At 48.8% G+C, this 16,835-nt stretch carries 18 protein-coding genes; 11 read left to right on the forward strand and 7 right to left on the reverse strand.

All coding sequences use genetic code 11. The annotated features are described in order from the left end of the window. Positions 1–2: 2 nt before the first annotated feature. Both BARVI_RS00865 and BARVI_RS00870 read right to left on the reverse strand, forming a co-directional pair. Positions 3–1,622 carry a choice-of-anchor J domain-containing protein gene (locus BARVI_RS00865; protein WP_025277400.1) on the reverse strand — a complete coding sequence of 540 codons (1,620 nt, stop codon included), beginning with the start codon at positions 1,620–1,622 and terminating at the stop codon, positions 3–5. 24 nt (positions 1,623–1,646) lie between these two features. Next, the gene (locus BARVI_RS00870) at positions 1,647–2,720 is read right to left on the reverse strand and encodes a fibronectin type III domain-containing protein (RefSeq protein WP_157232433.1); all 1,074 of its coding nucleotides are present in this window, start codon (positions 2,718–2,720) and stop codon (positions 1,647–1,649) included. 580 nt (positions 2,721–3,300) lie between these two features. Here BARVI_RS00870 and BARVI_RS00875 point away from each other — a divergent pair. From BARVI_RS00875 to BARVI_RS00890, 4 genes are all read left to right on the forward strand, one after another. Further along, positions 3,301–4,485 carry a hypothetical protein gene (locus BARVI_RS00875; protein WP_025277402.1) on the forward strand — a complete coding sequence of 395 codons (1,185 nt, stop codon included), beginning with the start codon at positions 3,301–3,303 and terminating at the stop codon, positions 4,483–4,485. 65 nt (positions 4,486–4,550) lie between these two features. Beyond that, positions 4,551–5,009: a TspO/MBR family protein gene (locus tag BARVI_RS00880; protein ID WP_025277403.1), complete on the forward strand. Its 459-nt coding sequence runs from the start codon at positions 4,551–4,553 to the stop codon at positions 5,007–5,009. A gap of 12 nt (positions 5,010–5,021) precedes the next feature. Further along, positions 5,022–5,285 carry a GNAT family N-acetyltransferase gene (locus BARVI_RS00885; RefSeq protein ID WP_025277404.1) on the forward strand — a complete coding sequence of 88 codons (264 nt, stop codon included), beginning with the start codon at positions 5,022–5,024 and terminating at the stop codon, positions 5,283–5,285. 159 nt (positions 5,286–5,444) lie between these two features. Continuing rightward, on the forward strand, positions 5,445–5,894 hold the full coding sequence (locus BARVI_RS00890) for a YhcH/YjgK/YiaL family protein (RefSeq protein ID WP_025277405.1): 450 nt from the start codon (positions 5,445–5,447) through the stop codon (positions 5,892–5,894). 122 nt (positions 5,895–6,016) lie between these two features. Here the strand turns inward: BARVI_RS00890 and BARVI_RS00895 are convergent, their stop codons facing one another. Further along, complete coding sequence (locus BARVI_RS00895; protein ID WP_157232435.1) at positions 6,017–6,715, reverse strand: Ig-like domain-containing protein; 699 nt, start codon at positions 6,713–6,715, stop codon at positions 6,017–6,019. Positions 6,716–6,736: 21 nt separating this feature from the next. Next, positions 6,737–8,125, reverse strand: a complete 1,389-nt coding sequence (locus BARVI_RS12820; protein WP_198015973.1) for an endonuclease I family protein — start codon at positions 8,123–8,125, stop codon at positions 6,737–6,739. 228 nt (positions 8,126–8,353) lie between these two features. On the opposite strand from BARVI_RS12820, the gene BARVI_RS00905 reads away from it, so the two are divergent. From BARVI_RS00905 to BARVI_RS00935, 7 genes are all read left to right on the forward strand, one after another. Further along, a complete protein-coding gene (locus BARVI_RS00905) occupies positions 8,354–8,905 on the forward strand; it encodes a DUF4199 domain-containing protein (protein WP_025277408.1) in 552 nt (183 codons plus the stop codon). 4 nt (positions 8,906–8,909) lie between these two features. After that, positions 8,910–9,863, forward strand: a complete 954-nt coding sequence (locus tag BARVI_RS00910) for a glycosyltransferase family 2 protein (protein WP_025277409.1) — start codon at positions 8,910–8,912, stop codon at positions 9,861–9,863. Positions 9,864–9,890: 27 nt separating this feature from the next. Continuing rightward, positions 9,891–10,433, forward strand: a complete 543-nt coding sequence (locus tag BARVI_RS00915; RefSeq protein ID WP_025277410.1) for a nitroreductase family protein — start codon at positions 9,891–9,893, stop codon at positions 10,431–10,433. Continuing rightward, positions 10,418–10,951 (forward strand): DUF6452 family protein, encoded by a 534-nt coding sequence (locus tag BARVI_RS00920; protein ID WP_025277411.1) that lies wholly within the window; start codon positions 10,418–10,420, stop codon positions 10,949–10,951. The genes BARVI_RS00915 and BARVI_RS00920 overlap by 16 nt, the downstream gene beginning before the upstream one ends. After that, positions 10,941–11,729, forward strand: a complete 789-nt coding sequence (locus BARVI_RS00925; RefSeq protein ID WP_038534214.1) for a DUF6048 family protein — start codon at positions 10,941–10,943, stop codon at positions 11,727–11,729. Before BARVI_RS00920 ends, BARVI_RS00925 begins: the two co-directional genes overlap by 11 nt. A gap of 12 nt (positions 11,730–11,741) precedes the next feature. Then, positions 11,742–12,989 (forward strand): mechanosensitive ion channel family protein, encoded by a 1,248-nt coding sequence (locus tag BARVI_RS00930; RefSeq protein ID WP_025277413.1) that lies wholly within the window; start codon positions 11,742–11,744, stop codon positions 12,987–12,989. An 815-nt stretch (positions 12,990–13,804) separates the two neighbouring features. Beyond that, a complete protein-coding gene (locus BARVI_RS00935) occupies positions 13,805–14,215 on the forward strand; it encodes a secondary thiamine-phosphate synthase enzyme YjbQ (protein ID WP_025277414.1) in 411 nt (136 codons plus the stop codon). Between the two features lie 111 nt (positions 14,216–14,326). On the opposite strand, the gene BARVI_RS00940 is transcribed toward BARVI_RS00935, so the two are convergent. The 3 genes from BARVI_RS00940 to lpxA all read right to left on the reverse strand — a co-directional run bounded on the left by BARVI_RS00940 (position 14,327) and on the right by lpxA (position 16,810). Further along, the gene (locus tag BARVI_RS00940) at positions 14,327–14,881 is read right to left on the reverse strand and encodes an IS1096 element passenger TnpR family protein (RefSeq protein ID WP_025277415.1); all 555 of its coding nucleotides are present in this window, start codon (positions 14,879–14,881) and stop codon (positions 14,327–14,329) included. A gap of 227 nt (positions 14,882–15,108) precedes the next feature. Continuing rightward, entirely contained in the window at positions 15,109–15,771 is a 663-nt protein-coding gene (locus tag BARVI_RS00945; protein WP_084546943.1) for an outer membrane beta-barrel protein, read from the reverse strand. Positions 15,772–16,033: 262 nt separating this feature from the next. Then, positions 16,034–16,810, reverse strand: coding sequence for an acyl-ACP--UDP-N-acetylglucosamine O-acyltransferase (lpxA, locus tag BARVI_RS00950; protein ID WP_025277417.1), 777 nt, complete (start codon positions 16,808–16,810; stop codon positions 16,034–16,036). Positions 16,811–16,835 lie beyond the last annotated feature (25 nt).

Genomic DNA, 16,835 nt, shown 5'->3' on the forward strand with positions numbered 1-16,835 from the left:
AGTTATTTGATAAATTTGATCTGTTCCGATTTTTCGCCTTCGGCAGTCCAGCGGGCAATGTAAAGGCCCGTCGGGAGTTGCGACACGTCGAGTGTTCCACCCTCTACCTGGCAAGAGATTACCGTTGCTCCACGCACGTCAACGACGTCGAGATGACCGGTCGATTTCAAGACAAGCGATTGAGATTCTCGTTGGTAATAGATACCTGCGGTTTGCAACGTCTCGTCGATAGCCGAAGCAACATTGCTCTTGATTGAGCAATAGCTGAGGTAGAGTCCCCATGGATCTGGCGAAGTGATGTGGAAGCCGAGATACCAGTCGCCTTCTTCGGGGACATCAAAGTCAACTGAGTAAAGTTCAGGCAGGGTCGACCTGATTTCGGGATAAGAGGCGATAACTTGTTGGCTTTCGCCCGGTACGACATCTTTGCTCAGTGTAATCTCCATCGATTCGGGATAACGATATGAATAGGCACTGGCTCGGAAATCAAGCGTATGAGAGCCCTTCCCGGCTTTGAAGGGTGGGGTAAACAGCCAGTCATCGGCTGCCGAGTAGGCGGTGTATTCCATATCATCATCGTCATCGTTATAGACCCAGCTCTTGCCGTCGTTGTTGCCGTCGACAATGGTCCACAGGGCAGTTTCGTCGGCCGTAGCCATTTCGGTTTCATAGGGCAAGGCCAATGCTCCTCCGAATACCAACGCATTCGAGGTGGCCGGCTCGCTCTCGGTATCGCCCAACAAGGCCGTTACCTCATAGCTGTACAGAGCCAGGGCAAGATCGTCGGTATCGATATAGGTCGTGTCGGTCAACTGTTCGGTCAGCAGTTCATTCCCGGGGTTGCGCACGATGCGATAGATAATCGACTCCCGGTCAATGTAGCCTCCATTTGCTCCACCGGCAGGTGTTCTGAACGAGAGGTGAGGCGTTCCATCAACATTACTCAGCGTCAGCTCGGTTACAGGCATGGGGATATCGACACCGATCCATGCCGATTCGGTGGTTGTGGCTTCACCGGCATTCTCGTCTACATATCCCACTACTTTGTAAAGATAGCTTCCCGGTGCGGGGACAGTCTCGTCGACAAACTGTTGGGCTGTTCCCATTTCGGGTTCGAGTTGCGTATCGATGAGCGTCTCGTTGCGATACAGCTCCATTTTTGTCAGATGTGACAACGGAGTCCCAGCGGCCGAAAGTGAAGGATTGGTCCACTGGATAGTAGCCGACAATGCTCCATTTTCACCGGGTGTAACGGTCAAATCGGATACTGCTGCCGGGACTTCGACGGTTTCGTCAATAGCCAGGTCGTCGACAAAGATGGCATAATAACTGGTGGATCCCAAGCAGTGGAATCCTATATAATACCCGCCCGATTCGGTGACGGTGAAGAGAACCTCTTTTTCTTCCATCAAGGCCGACTCGATGGTTTCATGGAACAGCTGTCGCGATTGCGATTCGGCCGTAGCCTGGCTTCCTATTGTGACATATAGATCTTTATAGTCGGAAGATGATGCGCGTTCGAGACCAGTCTTGAAAACCAGCTTGTAGTTCTTGCCCGCTTGCAGGCTCAGTTGAGGGGTGATAAGCCACTCGTCGGCATCATATCCACCATAAAATTGCATGAGTTGTTTCGAACTATAATAGCGTCAACTCTTACTATCGTTATTCCCGTCGATGATGGTAAACAGGTCGAGAGCCGACTCGGTATCGAAACTCTCGCTGTATGGCAACTCTTTCATGCCTCCGGCAACGACTCGGTTCGAGGTGACCGGGGCGCTCGATTTCCCATCGAAGGTCGCTGTGACCGTATAGGTATAACTGCCCAGTTCGGGTACTACGTCCACATAGGGCAAGGGCCCAGAAAAATCTTCGGTCAATACGCCACCCGGTGTGCGGCTTATCTGGTATGTGAGAGCCGCCGGATCGATATATCCTCCATTTTTCCCGGCAGTGGGCGGAGTGAACGAGAGCGTTACTGTCTCGTTTTCGGCGGTGGCGGTCAGTTGGGTTACCGCTTCGGGGGTATCGTACCCTATCCACGGCGAGGAAACCGAAATGGCATTACCTTGGGCATCGCCAAAACTGTTGTAGGCCACAACCTCGTAGTCATAACTTCCGGCTCGCTCGATAGTTTGGTCGGTCCATTCGGTAGCTTGACCTATGGTGGCTTCTTCGATAGTCGTTATCAGGTCGCCGTCGCGGTATATTTTCGCTCCCGACAAGAGGGTAAGCGGGTTCCCATACTGGTCGGTCGATGGCCAGGTCCACGACAGATGAGCCGACAGCTCTCCGGCTTCTCCGGCCTCGACCGTCAGGTCTGAAACCTGAGCCGGATAGATAGGAGCCTCTTCGACAACTATCTTTTGCAGATAGAGGTCACCATTAAAAGAGTCACTGTAACAGTGAAGACCGATGTAGTAGGTTCCACTTTCGTCGGGTGAGAAGGTGCCCGATTTTTCAACGAAGAATTGGCTTTTGAAAGATTCGTCCGAAAACAATCGGGTTGTCAATCCGTCGACGGTAGCTTCGCGACCTATCTTCAATTCGATTTTTTGGCAATCATAAAAAAAGGAAGATTCATGTTTCACATAGGCCGATACGTTGTAGGTTTTACCGGCATCGAGCGTGACGGCAGGGGCAATGATCCAGTCGTCGGCATCACTTGATTCCTGTTCATACCAAGCGCCGTCTTCGCTGTAAACCCAAGTGTTTGGGCTCACTGCTTGGTTGTTGTCGATAACAGTCCATTGAGTGGAAAATGTTTCGGCATCTACAATTTCAAATGTACACGGTGGAACATTCTGTGCCCGGGTTGGCAACAAGCAACCCAGTAAAAGGAATACAGATGTAAGTTTTTTCATAACTATTCTATAATATGATGAATATACTCGTCAAGTCAATACAGATTGTCTGTATTGTTTTTATATCATCTTCCGCATGTTGCGTGACCTTGTATATTTCGGAGGGAGAATGTTGCTTCAGCGGCGAGAATATTGGGGTTCACAGCTTCGGTTGCATGTTTCTGACTACTATAAATACCAATTGTGTTTTTTACCTTTTTGGGGTATGATGGTCTGTCGTCTCTACAAAGATATATAAAATTTACAATTTGAAAATATTTTTATTGAAAAAAGTAGAAATATTATTTGGGTTTGGTTCTTTTGTGAAAATATGATATGGCTCTAATCGGGATTATGACATTTTGTAGAGTTGTTCCTGTTAAATCCTTCTCACCAGGGAAAAACCTTGGAACTGACCCTCTCTTTTTATTATCTTTGTCTTTACAAAAAGACGAGATGCGTGAACCTCTATCTGTTTAATCCTGAGAATGATTTGGCCATAGCCTTTGGCGGCGTGAACTATACTCCGCCTCCGGCCGCCCAACTTATTGGTCGCGAGTTATCGCTACTCCCGCTGTGGTATGCCGATGAAGGCACACCGACTGTTATCGCTCCGCCCGACGCGGTCCCCGACGATTTTCGCCGGTCGCTGGAACCTTTGGGGGTATCGGTCTCGACCGTGACCTGGCCACAACTGGCCGAGTGTCGGGTTGATCAGGTAAACGTGTGGGGGTGGAATCACGATCTGTCCAGGCGATTGAGCCAGGCGGGTGTAGATGCCAGCCTGCTACCGACTCCCGCTCAGTGTGACCGGATTCGGGAGCTTTCTCACCGACGGTTGGCCACCGAGGTGGGGCAATATCTCTCCGAGCATATCGACTATCCCTTTCCCGAGTTGCCGGTCGAACTGCACACGCCCGACGAGGTTAGAGTCTTTACCGAACAGCCCGAACGCCGGGTGCTCAAAGCTCCCTGGTCGGGTAGTGGTCGGGGGCTTTATTGGAATCTCTACGGCTATGACCGTTCGCTGGCCCAATGGAGCAACGGGGTGTTGCAAAAACAGGGAGCTCTCATGGGCGAACCGTTTTACGACAAGGTGAGCGACTGGGCCATGGAGTTTCACAGCGATGGCCAAAGAGTGACATTTGCAGGATATTCATCGTTCCTTACCGACGGACATGGGGCTTACAAGAGCAATCGGCTGGCCCCCGACGACTCTTTGAAGCGGGAGTTGTGCGCAGTTGTAGGAGACGAGTTTATGGAGAAGGTGAAAATATCGCTCATCGACTTCTTTACTTCCCGCATAGCTCCTTGTTATCGGGGATGTTTCGGCGTCGACATGATGCTCTATCGAGCCTCCGACGGGACTGTTCGTCTGCACCCCTTTGTCGAGGTAAACCTTCGCATGAATATGGGTATGGTAGCCCGTCGCATCGCCGACCGTTTTGTGGCCGAGGGGTGCGAAGGGGTCTATCGGGTAGACTATTCCCCCCGAGCCGGCGAACTTTATCGCGACCATCTCGAGCGTCAGCACGAGAATCCGGCAGTTATTCGTCAAGGGAAATTGGTGAAGGGCTATTTCGCACTTACCCCGGTGTGGACACATAGCCGTTATCGGGCGAGTATCGAAGTATTCCCGTCGTAACGATTGCAAAACTTTATGCCTGCCGGATTGTTAAGAAGGGGAGAACCCTTAAAGAACTTGACAAGATGAAAGGTATCGTTTATTATCTTCTGCCCATTCTCCTTTGTCTGGGAGTGGGTTTTGCAGGCAGTCTGTTTCAAGCCCGGTCGATGATCGAGTGGTATCCGTTGCTCGACAAGTCTATCCTCACACCTCCCGGCATCGCATTCCCCATTGCATGGAGCGTGATTTACATCTGCATGGGTATCTCGTTGGGACGCCTGATTCATCACAGCCGCGACCGCATGCTCTTTTGGATTTGGGGCATTCAACTGGTACTCAATTTCCTGTGGAGTCTCTTCTTTTTTACCTTCCGATACCCGTTATTGGGATTGGTCGATGTGTTGGTACTTGATGTGCTGGTTTTTGTTTACATAACAAGCGCCTACCGGCGGGATAAAGCGGCCGCCTGGCTATTCGTTCCCTATTTTTTGTGGCTTCTGTTTGCAACCTATCTCAACGGTTATATATATTTGTATAACTAAAAACGGTTTGTTATGGAAATTACACACGATGCGGCCAGATGCCTTTTTCAAACGGAGGTCAACGGTACGAGAGCTTACGTCTCTTATGTGATAAACAATGGGTGTCTCGATATCGAGCACACCATCGTTCCCCCGGAGATAGGCGGTCGGGGAATTGCCGCCGCTCTGGTGAAAGCTACCTACGACTATGCCTTGTCGCAGAACCTGTCGCCCCGGGCTTCGTGCGAATATGCGGCAGTCTGGCTGAAACGGAACCCTTCGTACAAGCGCGATTGACTCGATTTTGGCTCTGTTTCCTACCGGGAAAATAAAATTGAGCGGCGTAGCTATTGCCGCTCGATTCATTTATGCTTACATTTGACCGAGAGTTTTTCGGTGCTCATCTTCTGTTGAGTGTCGGGAACTTTAAAGCCCAATCTAAACGGAACACCAATTATGATTGTTACCAACTTGCAGCATACCGCCCGCATCGAGTCGCTTCACCCGCGCTTCAAAGAGTTGTTCGACTATGTAAGGAGTCACGACATCTTGCACATGCCTTGCGGACGCATTGAAATCGATGGCGACGCCCTTTTCATCAGCAACGACAATCCCGAATGCCTCCCGGCCGAGAAGCAGGTTTTAGAGGTACACCGCAAATATATCGACGTGCAGATTCTCTTGGAGGGCCGTGAGACCATGGGGTGGAAGGCTCTCGACGATCTTACCGACGAAGTGAAGCCTTATGATCCGCAACGCGACTGCGCTTTTTATGCCGACCGTCCCACCTCGTGGCTTCATCTGGTGCCCGGCCAGTTGGCTGTCTTCTTCCCCGAAGATGCTCACGCTCCGATAATCGGTGAGGGAAAGATTCGCAAGATGATAGGGAAAGTACGAATCGACTGATGTCACATCAGTTGTTTTGCAACGTGGAATATCCCATATAAGTAAGATTTTTACATACAGGAATCCCCCATGAGAAAATACTCATGGGGGATTCCTGTATCAATTACTTTCGAGAAAAACGATTAGAAAACCTCGGTAACGATGCGAATGTCGCTGCGGTCGGCAAATTGCAGGGTGAACCAGATTTTACCCTCTGAGTTCACTTTTTCGATTGTCACAGCGGTGCAGGTTTCGTATTGGATAGGCTCGTTTCTGTTTTCACGGGTTGCGATAACTCCATTGTTCAACGAGCCCTTTTGGGTAAAATCACCCTGAGCCGAGAAGCGCAGCAGTTTCCCCGTCTCGGTATAGATAAAGGTATAGGTGCGAGTCGACGAGTCGGCCGATGCACCGGTGATGTCTACCCCGGGTTCACAACTCACTTGCAATCCGGCGGTCTGTTCGGTCTTCAAACTCGACCCTACCCACGACTCTACTCGGGGGGTGGAGATGATAGTGAAGCCTATTTGCGAAGCGTTGGCTGTAACCGTGAAGGTATAACTGCGGCTTTCGCCCGAGTCGAGCATGACGGTGAGAGTTGTCTTGCCCTCCTTGATGGCAGTCACGTCGAGCCGGCTGCCCGATTGAACGTAATCGATGATGGGGTTATCGGCTGTCAAGGTATAAGCATTTGACTGGGGGAGTTTGATGGATACCGATTCGTCGACCCGTAGGGTAAACTCGGTAATCTGGGTCTCTTCTTGCTCTTCCCGGCAACCGCAAAGCAGCAGGAGTGCAATCAACGGGGTTACAATATAACGAAGATATTTTGTTGCATTCATAATCATGACGTATTAAAACGGTTATTCGACAATTTGTACACGCATCTTTCCGCTCCCGACCGAGGTCGTAAACTTGACGGTGTGCATGCCCGGCGAGAGATTGGCCGGTGTGAAGTGGGTGGCTGTCACCCCGTCGACCGTCCATTTCACAGCTACGTCGCTGTTCAAGCGCAGTAACACGGGGCTGTCGCTTTTTTTGTAGGAGGGTTTCAAATCCAATATTTCGAGATAGGTAATCTGCGATGGAAGTACCGTGGCCGACAAGGGAATGTCGGTCGACGATTCAAGATTGTCGCCCGAAAACCGTAGCGTTACATGTCGCTCGCCAGTTGTTGCCTCTGGCGAGAAAATAACGACCAGATTAATTCCTGTTCTGTTGAGTACATCGGCCGAGAGGGTAGAGGGCGATACTGTAAATTCGCCTGAATTGTCGTTCAGAATTTGTATGTTAACAGGATCTGTGAGGTTGCGCCCTTTGAGATAGAGCAGTCTGCTTTTCGAGGTGCCTTCGCCGGTGGATCCAAAGTCGATGTGATCATCATTGCACGAGATAGCGGGAATAGATTGTCCTCCTCCCGAAAAATAGAATCCGTAATCAATCGAGTCGCCCCAGATGTATTCGACCATATTGGGGTAGTCGATATAGGGGTTGCGGTTCCCCTGGAAGCTGTAAACCGCATTGTTGCGGTTAATCTCCTTCTCGCTCACGGGGTCTTGCCGGTGCCATTTCAGCAGCAGGGAGAGTCCGTAGGCGTTAAGCGTGGGGTAGGTGTTCTGGGCAAACATGGTGGTTGCCGATGATTTCCAGGAGTAGTCCTGGTAGCAGGTGACAAAATAGAGATACATGCGGGCGAAATCACCTTTGTATTCGTCGGCCGGTTCAAAAAGGTTGGTCGCCTTACCGTTGGCATAGCCGGTACCCACTTTGCTCACCCCGTTGTCAAACGAAGGGGTTACCACTTCGCCCAGCGGATAGTTGCTTTTGGCCTGATTGGCATTTGCGTCGGCTGGTGTAAGATGATGCAAATCATACGACCCGTCGTATTGAAAACGTGTAAGGGGAGTCGTCCCGTCATAATCGGCGGCATCGCCCCACCAGCTTTTGGGCACGCTGTGCTCGATATTCATACCCTTGGCAGCTCCATATTGCGGGAAACTGTATGAGTAGTTGGAGTACATGTCCCACACCTGGTCGTTGGAACGTCTGTCACTCTCCCTGAATACCGTCCAGGTGCAGGCTCCGTCGTAGTTGCTCGAACCGTAGGCGATACGCCTGTGATCTTTGAGCAGGTTGTGCAGGCCTGTCTTTAACTCGGCTCCACTTGTCCCTTCGAGTGTGTTGGGATAGTAATCACGTGGCATGTCGGCCAACAGGGAGAACCACATACCGCATAGTGCGGTGATAATCATTGTATATCGCTTGTTCATACTGTCTGTGTAAAGGGGTGGCAAAGGTAATGAGAAAGCCCCGATTTGTCAAGTCTTTTCCCGGTTTTAGAATTTCTTTATGATTCAAGGGCCGGTCATCTTGGCTTATTTTGAAAGCCATAGAATGATTTTTGGCTTTGTCGCAACGAATATTACCGCAAAAATGGTACCTTTGTACCATATTAGGCTCAATAGCAAATAGAATTTCTGATGGAGAAAAACGTAGAAACAAAGAGTATTGTGCAGTTTGCCATGGAGTGGGGGGTATATATGGGTCTCTACTTTGTGGTAAAGTTTATCTTTGAGGTATGGAGTATGGACTCCTTTTTCTGTAACGCCGTCTCTTTGTGCATGCTGTTGTGTATCCCGGTTTTCGTCTATTTCGTGATGCGCAAGTATGATGTGTTGAACGGGTTGAAATGCTATTTCTCCCAGTTATGGATGATGGGCATACTACTCTTTTTCTTCACTTCGCTCATCAGTAGCCTGGCCCAGTATATCTACTATGTATATATCAATCCCGAATACATCAAGTTGCAGTTTCAATCGGCCGTCGAGTTGATGGAGGCGTGGAATGTGATGGCCAACGATCCTTCGCTGCTCGAAGCCATGAAGGCGGGCCTCGACAAGGGGAATGTACCTTCGCCGATGTCGGTCGTGGTGGAACGTATGTGGGTCAATCTGTTTTTCGGGTCGTTACTGTCGGCTGCGATAGCCTGGCTTGTGAAACTGCGTGCTAAGTCAAATTTTACAAAACAATAGAGATATGGATATTTCGGTAATCGTACCTTTGTATAACGAGGCCGAATCGCTGCCCGAGTTGGCGGCGTGGATCGAGCGGGTAATGGCCACCAACAACTTCTCCTACGAGATATGGTTTATTAACGACGGGAGTACCGACAACTCGTGGCAAGTCATCGAGTCGTTGCGTGCGAAGAATCCTTGCATCAAGGGGGTGAAGTTCCGCCGCAACTATGGCAAGTCGCCGGCCTTGTACACCGGGTTTCTGCGTGCCGAAGGTGATGTGGTGATTACGATGGATGCCGATTTGCAGGATAGTCCCGACGAGATACCTGCACTCTACCGCATGATTACGGTCGATGGGTATGATCTGGTATCGGGTTGGAAGAAGAAACGTTACGACCCGCTTTCCAAAACAATACCCACCAAGCTCTTCAATGCCACGGCCCGCAAGGTGTCGGGCATCAAGAATCTGCACGATTTCAACTGCGGATTGAAAGCCTATAAAAAAGAGGTCGTGAAAAATATCGAGGTTTATGGCGACATGCACCGCTACATTCCCTATCTGGCCAAGAATGCCGGCTATAACAAGATAGGGGAGAAGGCTGTTCACCATCAGGCTCGTAAATATGGCAAGACCAAATTCGGGTTGGACCGTTTTGTAAACGGTTATCTCGACTTGATTACGCTGTGGTTCTTTTCCCGTTTCGGGGTAAAGCCCATGCACTTTTTCGGTCTGCTGGGCAGCCTGATGTTTGTACTGGGCTTTATCGCCGTGATTGTGGTTGGAGCCAACAAGCTCTATTGCCTTTACAACGGATTGCCCTATCGGTTGGTAACCGATTCGCCCTATTTCTATTTGGCTCTCACGGCCATGATTTTGGGTACGCAGTTGTTCCTGGCAGGCTTTGTAGGCGAACTTATCTCGCGCAATTCGAGTGAACGCAACAACTACCAAATCGAGTCTGAGTTGAAATGAAATTAAATTAAAGAAAGGTTGACAGATATGAATGCGATGAACCATGTTAAATATCCCGATTTGCTGGTGTTGGTCAAGGCCCGCAAATCGGTCCGTGCTTTTACTTCTGCCCAGGTAGAGCGGGATAAACTCGAATACATGCTCGAAGTAGCCCGTCTGGCCCCGTCGGCAGTCAATTTCCAGCCGTGGTGTTTTGTCGTAGTGCGGGACCCCGAACAGTTGAAGGCTCTCCACGAGTGCTACCCGCGGGAATGGTTTGCATCGGCTCCAGCCTGCATTGTCGTCTGTGGAAACCACGAGACTTCGTGGAAACGGGCTGCCGACGGTAAGGACTTCTGCGATGTCGACGTAGCCATCGCTACCGAGCACTTGGCTCTGGCTGCCGTCGAACAGGGACTGGGAGCCTGCTGGGTATGTAATTTCGATGTGCCACGCTGCCGCGAGGTATTGAATCTGCCCCCGTCGTGGGAGCCGGTCGTTCTTATGCCGGTGGGCTATCCGGCCGACCCTGCTGAGACTGAGCGGAAGCGCAAACCTCTTAACGATGTCGTGAAATGGGAGCGGTTCTGAGGCAAGTGCGTGTGGCAGGCATAATGGCCCTGTGTGCCATAACGCTCTTGTTGGGCGGTTGCGGCAGTGATGGCTGTGTAGAGAATCGCAACAGCATACCCCGGGCACAATTCTACGCTTATGGAGCGCAGGATCTGGCCCTGTCGGTCGATTCGATTTCAATATACGGTATTGGGCAGCCCACCGATTCGATATTACTCGATTCGGCTGTCGCTGTCACCCAGGTCTATCTGCCGTTGCGCTTTACTCAGGATACCACGCAATATGTCATTCAGTATTTGCAACACTCCCTCTCCTCGGTTCGATACAACGATACGCTTACTTTCGTTTATCAGGCCTATCCCTATTTTGCCTCGATCGATTGTGGAGCCATGTATAATTTCAACATCGATACCTGTCGATACACCCGTCATGTGCTCGATTCGGTTTCGGTCATTGTTCCCGAGATTACGAATCATGACGTAGAGAATATTCGCCTTTTTTATACCGTTCAAACCGCTGTGCCCGATGAGGAGTAAACTTTTCATATTGTTTCTGTTGATAACCCTCTCGTCGATGGCTCAACGACGGATTACGCCGGTCGATCCCACGGTCAATCCCGATACGGTAGTCATACAGACCGACAGTACAGAGATGCAGCAACCCGAAAAACCTAAAATCAAAGGTTACCTGTATCCGCTTCTGAACGGGCTTACCTTGAATGTGAATATACTCGACGGGGTTACCAAGATATTTGGTCAGACATACGGCAATTACGAAATCGCGGCCGAACTTGACTTGCACAACCGCTTTTTCCCCGTTTGGGAGGTGGGTGTCGGTTATGCCGACAATACGCCCGAGGGATTGAACTTTACCTATCGCACACACCCTTCGCTATACAATCGGGTGGGCATGAATTACAATTTCGGCTATAATAAAGATGCGATGAGTTTCTTCTACATAGGCTTGCGATATGGATTCTCGATATTCTCCTACGACATCGACAACATCGCCATGGAGTCGTCGTATTGGGACGAGTCAGAAACGTTGCAAATGAAAAATCAGCATTCGTGGGCCCACTGGGGTGAATTGTTGGGTGGACTGCGTGTGCAGGTCTATAAAAATTTTTACATGGGGTGGACAGCCCGGTATCGCATGGTATTCGGATATAAGAAGAACGCAGCTTCCGAGCCTTGGTTTATCCCCGGATTAGGGCCCAAGAGTTCACCTTTTGGGTTTACCTATACGGTGGGCTATCGCTTCTCGTTTGGCAAGAAAAGAGAGTTGACAAAAGAAGAACTGTCGGCCATCGAATAACAAGTATTGAAGATGTTGAAGTCAATAGAAAATTCGTTTCATCAAATTGCCGGCCTGTTCTTCCCGGGGACGGAGGTATGGCATACGATTGTGTATGTCGTGTTGATTATACTGGTAGCAATCGTTTGTGACTTGGTATGCAAACTATTGATAAACAAGTTGCTGCTTCCGGTTATTCGTCGCACCCGGTTTGAATGGGACGACCATCTGTACGACAAACAGGTCGTGGCTCGACTGGCAGCCCTGGCTCCGGCCTTTATCCTCTATGCCTTTTTACCCTCGGCCTTTGATGTGGATAACAGTTGGTCCGTGTTGATAGAACGCATCTGCAAAGTCTATATCATAGCCTTGATTCTTCGTTTCCTGAACGGTATGCTGAATGCCATTCACGATATTTTAAGTGAGAAGGAAGAGTTGCGCTATTACCCGGTAAAAGGAGGAATACAGACCTTGCAGGTGATACTCTTCTCCATCGGTTTTATCAGCATCATAGGTACGATTATCGATGAATCGCCGGCACGTCTGTTTGCCGGGTTGGGTGCTTCGGCAGCCGTGTTGATGTTGATTTTCAAAGATACGATACTGGGGTTCGTGGCCGGTATACAACTGTCGGCCAACAACATGTTGCACAAAGGCGACTGGATTACGGCTCCGGCTCATAACGCCAACGGTATCGTGCAAGACGTTACGCTCAATACGGTGAAGGTATTGAATTTCGACAATACCATTACGACTATCCCTCCTTATGCACTGGTGTCGGGCTCGTTTACCAACTGGCGCAGTATGTTTGAGGGTGGGGGGCGACGCATCATGCGGCAGATTTTGCTCGACGTCAACAGTATCGAATTTCTGGACAAGGAGCGGCTTCGAGGCTTTGAGCATAACCATCTGATTGGCGAGTTTGTTTCCCAGCGGTTGCAGGCAATTTCAGCGGCTCGCGCTGCCGATAACCTGTTTCAGGTCGAGGAGTTGCGGGTTACCAACAGCCTGTTGTTTCGAGTCTATCTCGAAAACTATATCCGACAAATGGGAAAATCAAACCCTGACATGCTTTACATGGTTCGTTACTTGCCGATGGCCGAAAAAGGCCTACCGGTAGAGCTCTATCTCTTCTCGACCGAAAAGACCTGGAAGGCTTACGAAGGGGTTGCAGCCGATTTGATGGACCACACGCTGGGGATAATAAAAGAGTTTGGACTGAGACTCTATCAAGCTCCCGGGAGCTATGATTTTCAATTGTTTAAAGAGCGATTCTCATAAGACCAGGAAAGGAGTCGAACAGATTCCGATAGGGGACTGCATATTCCCGGTTGGCCTAAGACATCTATTGAGATGGAGGCTTGAAAAGAGAGATTTGCCCCGAGTCAATATAAAAGGAGGCTTTTTATATTTTTTAGCGGTTTTGAGGTATAAAATATGTCTTTTAATGTGTCTATGTGTTAATTTGAAAAAAAATTCTAATGATAATTAGGGCGTATGCCCTGTTCCTGCTTATATTTATCCAAGGATTTAAAGTGCTTGTGTCTTTATTTTAGTAGTGCTATGATTTCTAAACCGGTAATAGCAGCATTGTATAAGAAATATTCAAGTCCCCCCGAAGATGTATCCTGTTTGGGGCTTGATGAGTTCGTATCTCTATGCGGCGATTTATACAGTATAGAGCTCGACAACGATTCTATTACCTTCGGACAAATGAGTGACGACAACCCATTCCGCAGAATTTTACTACGCAACATTTATGGTATTGAGTTTTTTGCCTATCATATAGCGTTGGTTTCATCATCATACATTCTGTTTTTCAATCGTGACCGTGTAGATGTAACCGTGCATTTCAAGACCGACAAGACCTTTTGGTTAACTCGGGTTTACTGTTGGATACGGTATCGATTGTTTCATCGCGGAAATCATTAACTCCGACGCTCCTCTTTCCCCTCTCTTTTTGCCTTCACGTAAAGATTTTTCTGCTATTCTGATAGTCTTTTAGCCCTTCCGATACCGACGGTTTTTTGAGTCAGCCCTTGTCTTGTCGATATGTATCTCTCTTGTTATCTTTGTAACAGATAAAGATTAAAGTCATGATTCGAACCATAGAGATACAATTACCCCATCACGAGCGGGGATACCATTTGGTAACCGCCGAAATTTTCAACCGTCTTCCTCAATTACCCGAGGTCGGTTTATTACACCTCTTTATCAAACACACCTCGGCGGCCTTAACCATCAATGAGAATGCCGACCCCGATGTCCGCAACGATTTTGCCTCGTTTTTCGACCGGATTGTTCCCGACGGAGCACCGTATTTCCGTCATGTCTACGAAGGTGACGACGACATGTCGGCCCACATCAAGGCATCGCTTCTGGGTGCTTCACTGACCATTCCCATCAAGGGCGGGCGTCCCAACCTGGGTACCTGGCAGGGTATCTATCTGTGTGAGTTCCGCAACGACGGAGGCTCACGACGCATTACGGCGACCATTGTCGGATAAGATTCATTCATCGGGCGGTATGTCGGCAGTTCGGTCAATCGATTCTAGAATAAACAAACAAAGCCACTCCTTCATGGGAGTGGCCTTGCCAAAATCTATTTCGTAAAAAAATTACAGGGTATAATCGTCGTCCATCATATTAAGGTCGGCAAATCCCTCTTCGTCAAGTTCCGAGGGGTCGTAGGTTTCATCGCCATAGAAATCTTCGTCGAGGTCCGATGAGCTGTTGGCTGCGTTCTTCTTCTCCAACTCTTCGAAATCCATGGTCTGTTGAGGCGGATTCCCTTCTTTGCGAGTGCAAATAGGAGCGTCCAAGTCTTTCCCTGTCTCAATCTCCTTCAATTCCATGAAGAACATGCGGTCGGTCATGTAGTCAAACACGAAAACCAGCCGTTGCCCCTCGTCTTCGATGAGCTCGCTCAGGCGGGTCGATGACATGATCCACGTGTCTTCGTCGGAATCCTTACCCATATCCACGAGAGTAATCTCTGTCTTTTTCTCCCAATCGTCGTCACAAATGAAAAACGAGGTCATTTGGTCTTTGGTAAAGCCCACCGAGTCGAGTATGGCATCGTGCAAATCGAGAAAGGTGGCATCGGAGTCTATGCAGATTTCCCGTCTGAAATTGTCAACTTCGTCCGAAACAATTCTGAATTTATAGATCATGATGTTCTGTTATTAGGTTCTTTTTTTGGATACGTAAAAGTAGTAAAAAACTTTCGCTTGCCAAACAATGCCTGTAAAAAATAGAGTACAGAATCACTTTTTACAATCGGGTAGGGAAGGTGGGTAGAGTCCGATGGAAAGGGCTTGGATCGACATGACTTAAAAAAACAACAAGGCATATCGCCATGATATGCCTTGCAGTTGTGATATAGAGTCGTATCTGTTTATCAGAAGCACCAGCCTACGCGCAGCGACGGGGTAGCGTGGAATCCGAATGCGCTTTCCAAAGTGGCTTGATTCCCCTTGTTTTCGTTTGTGGTCGAACCACTTACTATTGTAGTAGTACCTCTTTGGGTATTCATGGATTCATATCCCAAGCCCAACTCAAATCCTAAATAGAGGCCCTTGCACAGATAAACATCGACACCGGTAAAGACATTGACGCCAAATCCCAGGCCCGGACGCTTCGTTTCGGTTCTGTCGTCACTTTCCGAATTGTCTTGTTTTCCCTTCTGCATTCTCGTGAGCAGACCGATTTCACCACCTACATAAGGAGATATTCTTTCATATTTGGTAAAGTGGTATTCAAAACCGGGCATAATTGAGAAGGTTGTTTGGCTCGTGCGATCGTAACTCTCTATTTTGGTATCCCCATTCTCGGTGAAGGTGGTTGTTTTGGTAGAGTTTGTGTTCAATCCCAATTTCAAACGTACAGCCATGTTCTCGTTCAGATGTAAACGGACTTTTGCTCCATACTCGGGTAATGTGAAACCTCCGTCACTGGCACCGCCGGGAGAGTAATTCAATTCAGTCGAAACCGTCATTGCTTCGGGTTTGTACTTTTCTTGTGCATTCACGTTAGTCAGTACGAAGGCTGCCAAAGCTGCCACTAAGAAAACTTTTTCATGATGTGATTTTTTTTATTGTTCCTACTCTATTCAATGGTTTTCGGAGTCTCCATGGTATTGTTTATGTGTACAAATATATTTAAAAGTTTTTGAATTAAAAATATTTTAACTGAAATATTCTCTTTGCCAATTTATTATCCGACACAAGCAGGAGATAGCCTGATACAAAAGAAAAAGGCAGCAGTCTCACTTTCGTGCTACTGGCCGCCTCTTTCAAGTCCGTTTATAGTGTGGTTGCTCTTGTTTAGAGATACCCTTTGATAATACCACGCTTGGAATTGCGTACAAACAGGACTACCTCGTCACGCTCTTTGGTAGCCGGCAACTCGGCTTCGATACGTTCGAGAGCCTCGGTATGGTTCATGGCCGACTGATAAAGATACCGGTAGATTTCCTGTATGTTGCAGATGGTTTCGTTGCTGAAATTGCGGCGGCGCAACCCGATGGAGTTGATACCGGCATAGGAGATGGGATTACGTCCTACCTTGATGTAGGGAGGAATATCCTTGTTAACAAGCGAACCGCCCTGTATCATCACATGTGCGCCGATGTGGCTGAACTGGTGAATGAGGGTGCCGCCACCGATAACGGCATAGTTGTCGATATCTACTTCGCCGGCCACTTGCGTGGCGTTTGAGATGATGACATGGTCACCCACTACACAATCGTGAGCGATATGCGAATAGGCCATAATCAGGCAGTTGCTACCCACCACGGTTTTCCCCTTGGCGGCAGTTCCTCGATTGACGGTTACACATTCGCGCAGCGTGGTATTGTCGCCAATCTCTACGGTGGTCTCTTCGCCCTGGAATTTCAAATCCTGCGGAATGGCCGAAATGACTGCACCCGGGAAAATCCGGCAATTCTTTCCGATGCGGGCCCCTTCCAAGATAGTCACATTCGAACCTATGTGAGTACCCTCGCCGATAACTACATTTTTATCGATTGTAACAAACGGCTCGATTACCACATTGTTGGCAATCTTTGCATCGGGGTGTACGTATGCTAACGGTTGTTTCATTTCTTACTTGTTTTAGTATGTAGTA

The sequence above is a fragment of the Barnesiella viscericola DSM 18177 genome, from assembly GCF_000512915.1.
GTDB lineage: Bacteria > Bacteroidota > Bacteroidia > Bacteroidales > Barnesiellaceae > Barnesiella > Barnesiella viscericola.

Coding starts and splice junctions, on each gene's coding strand:
- BARVI_RS00865 (WP_025277400.1), bottom strand. CDS start 1,622: ATGCAATTTTATGGTGGATATGATGCCGACGAGTGGCTTATCACCCCT.
- BARVI_RS00880 (WP_025277403.1), top strand. CDS start 4,551: ATGAAAGGTATCGTTTATTATCTTCTGCCCATTCTCCTTTGTCTGGGA.
- BARVI_RS00885 (WP_025277404.1), top strand. CDS start 5,022: ATGGAAATTACACACGATGCGGCCAGATGCCTTTTTCAAACGGAGGTC.
- BARVI_RS00890 (WP_025277405.1), top strand. CDS start 5,445: ATGATTGTTACCAACTTGCAGCATACCGCCCGCATCGAGTCGCTTCAC.
- BARVI_RS00895 (WP_157232435.1), bottom strand. CDS start 6,715: ATGAATGCAACAAAATATCTTCGTTATATTGTAACCCCGTTGATTGCA.
- BARVI_RS12820 (WP_198015973.1), bottom strand. CDS start 8,125: ATGATTATCACCGCACTATGCGGTATGTGGTTCTCCCTGTTGGCCGAC.
- BARVI_RS00905 (WP_025277408.1), top strand. CDS start 8,354: ATGGAGAAAAACGTAGAAACAAAGAGTATTGTGCAGTTTGCCATGGAG.
- BARVI_RS00910 (WP_025277409.1), top strand. CDS start 8,910: ATGGATATTTCGGTAATCGTACCTTTGTATAACGAGGCCGAATCGCTG.
- BARVI_RS00915 (WP_025277410.1), top strand. CDS start 9,891: ATGAATGCGATGAACCATGTTAAATATCCCGATTTGCTGGTGTTGGTC.
- BARVI_RS00920 (WP_025277411.1), top strand. CDS start 10,418: ATGGGAGCGGTTCTGAGGCAAGTGCGTGTGGCAGGCATAATGGCCCTG.
- BARVI_RS00925 (WP_038534214.1), top strand. CDS start 10,941: ATGAGGAGTAAACTTTTCATATTGTTTCTGTTGATAACCCTCTCGTCG.
- BARVI_RS00930 (WP_025277413.1), top strand. CDS start 11,742: ATGTTGAAGTCAATAGAAAATTCGTTTCATCAAATTGCCGGCCTGTTC.
- BARVI_RS00935 (WP_025277414.1), top strand. CDS start 13,805: ATGATTCGAACCATAGAGATACAATTACCCCATCACGAGCGGGGATAC.
- BARVI_RS00940 (WP_025277415.1), bottom strand. CDS start 14,881: ATGATCTATAAATTCAGAATTGTTTCGGACGAAGTTGACAATTTCAGA.
- lpxA (WP_025277417.1), bottom strand. CDS start 16,810: ATGAAACAACCGTTAGCATACGTACACCCCGATGCAAAGATTGCCAAC.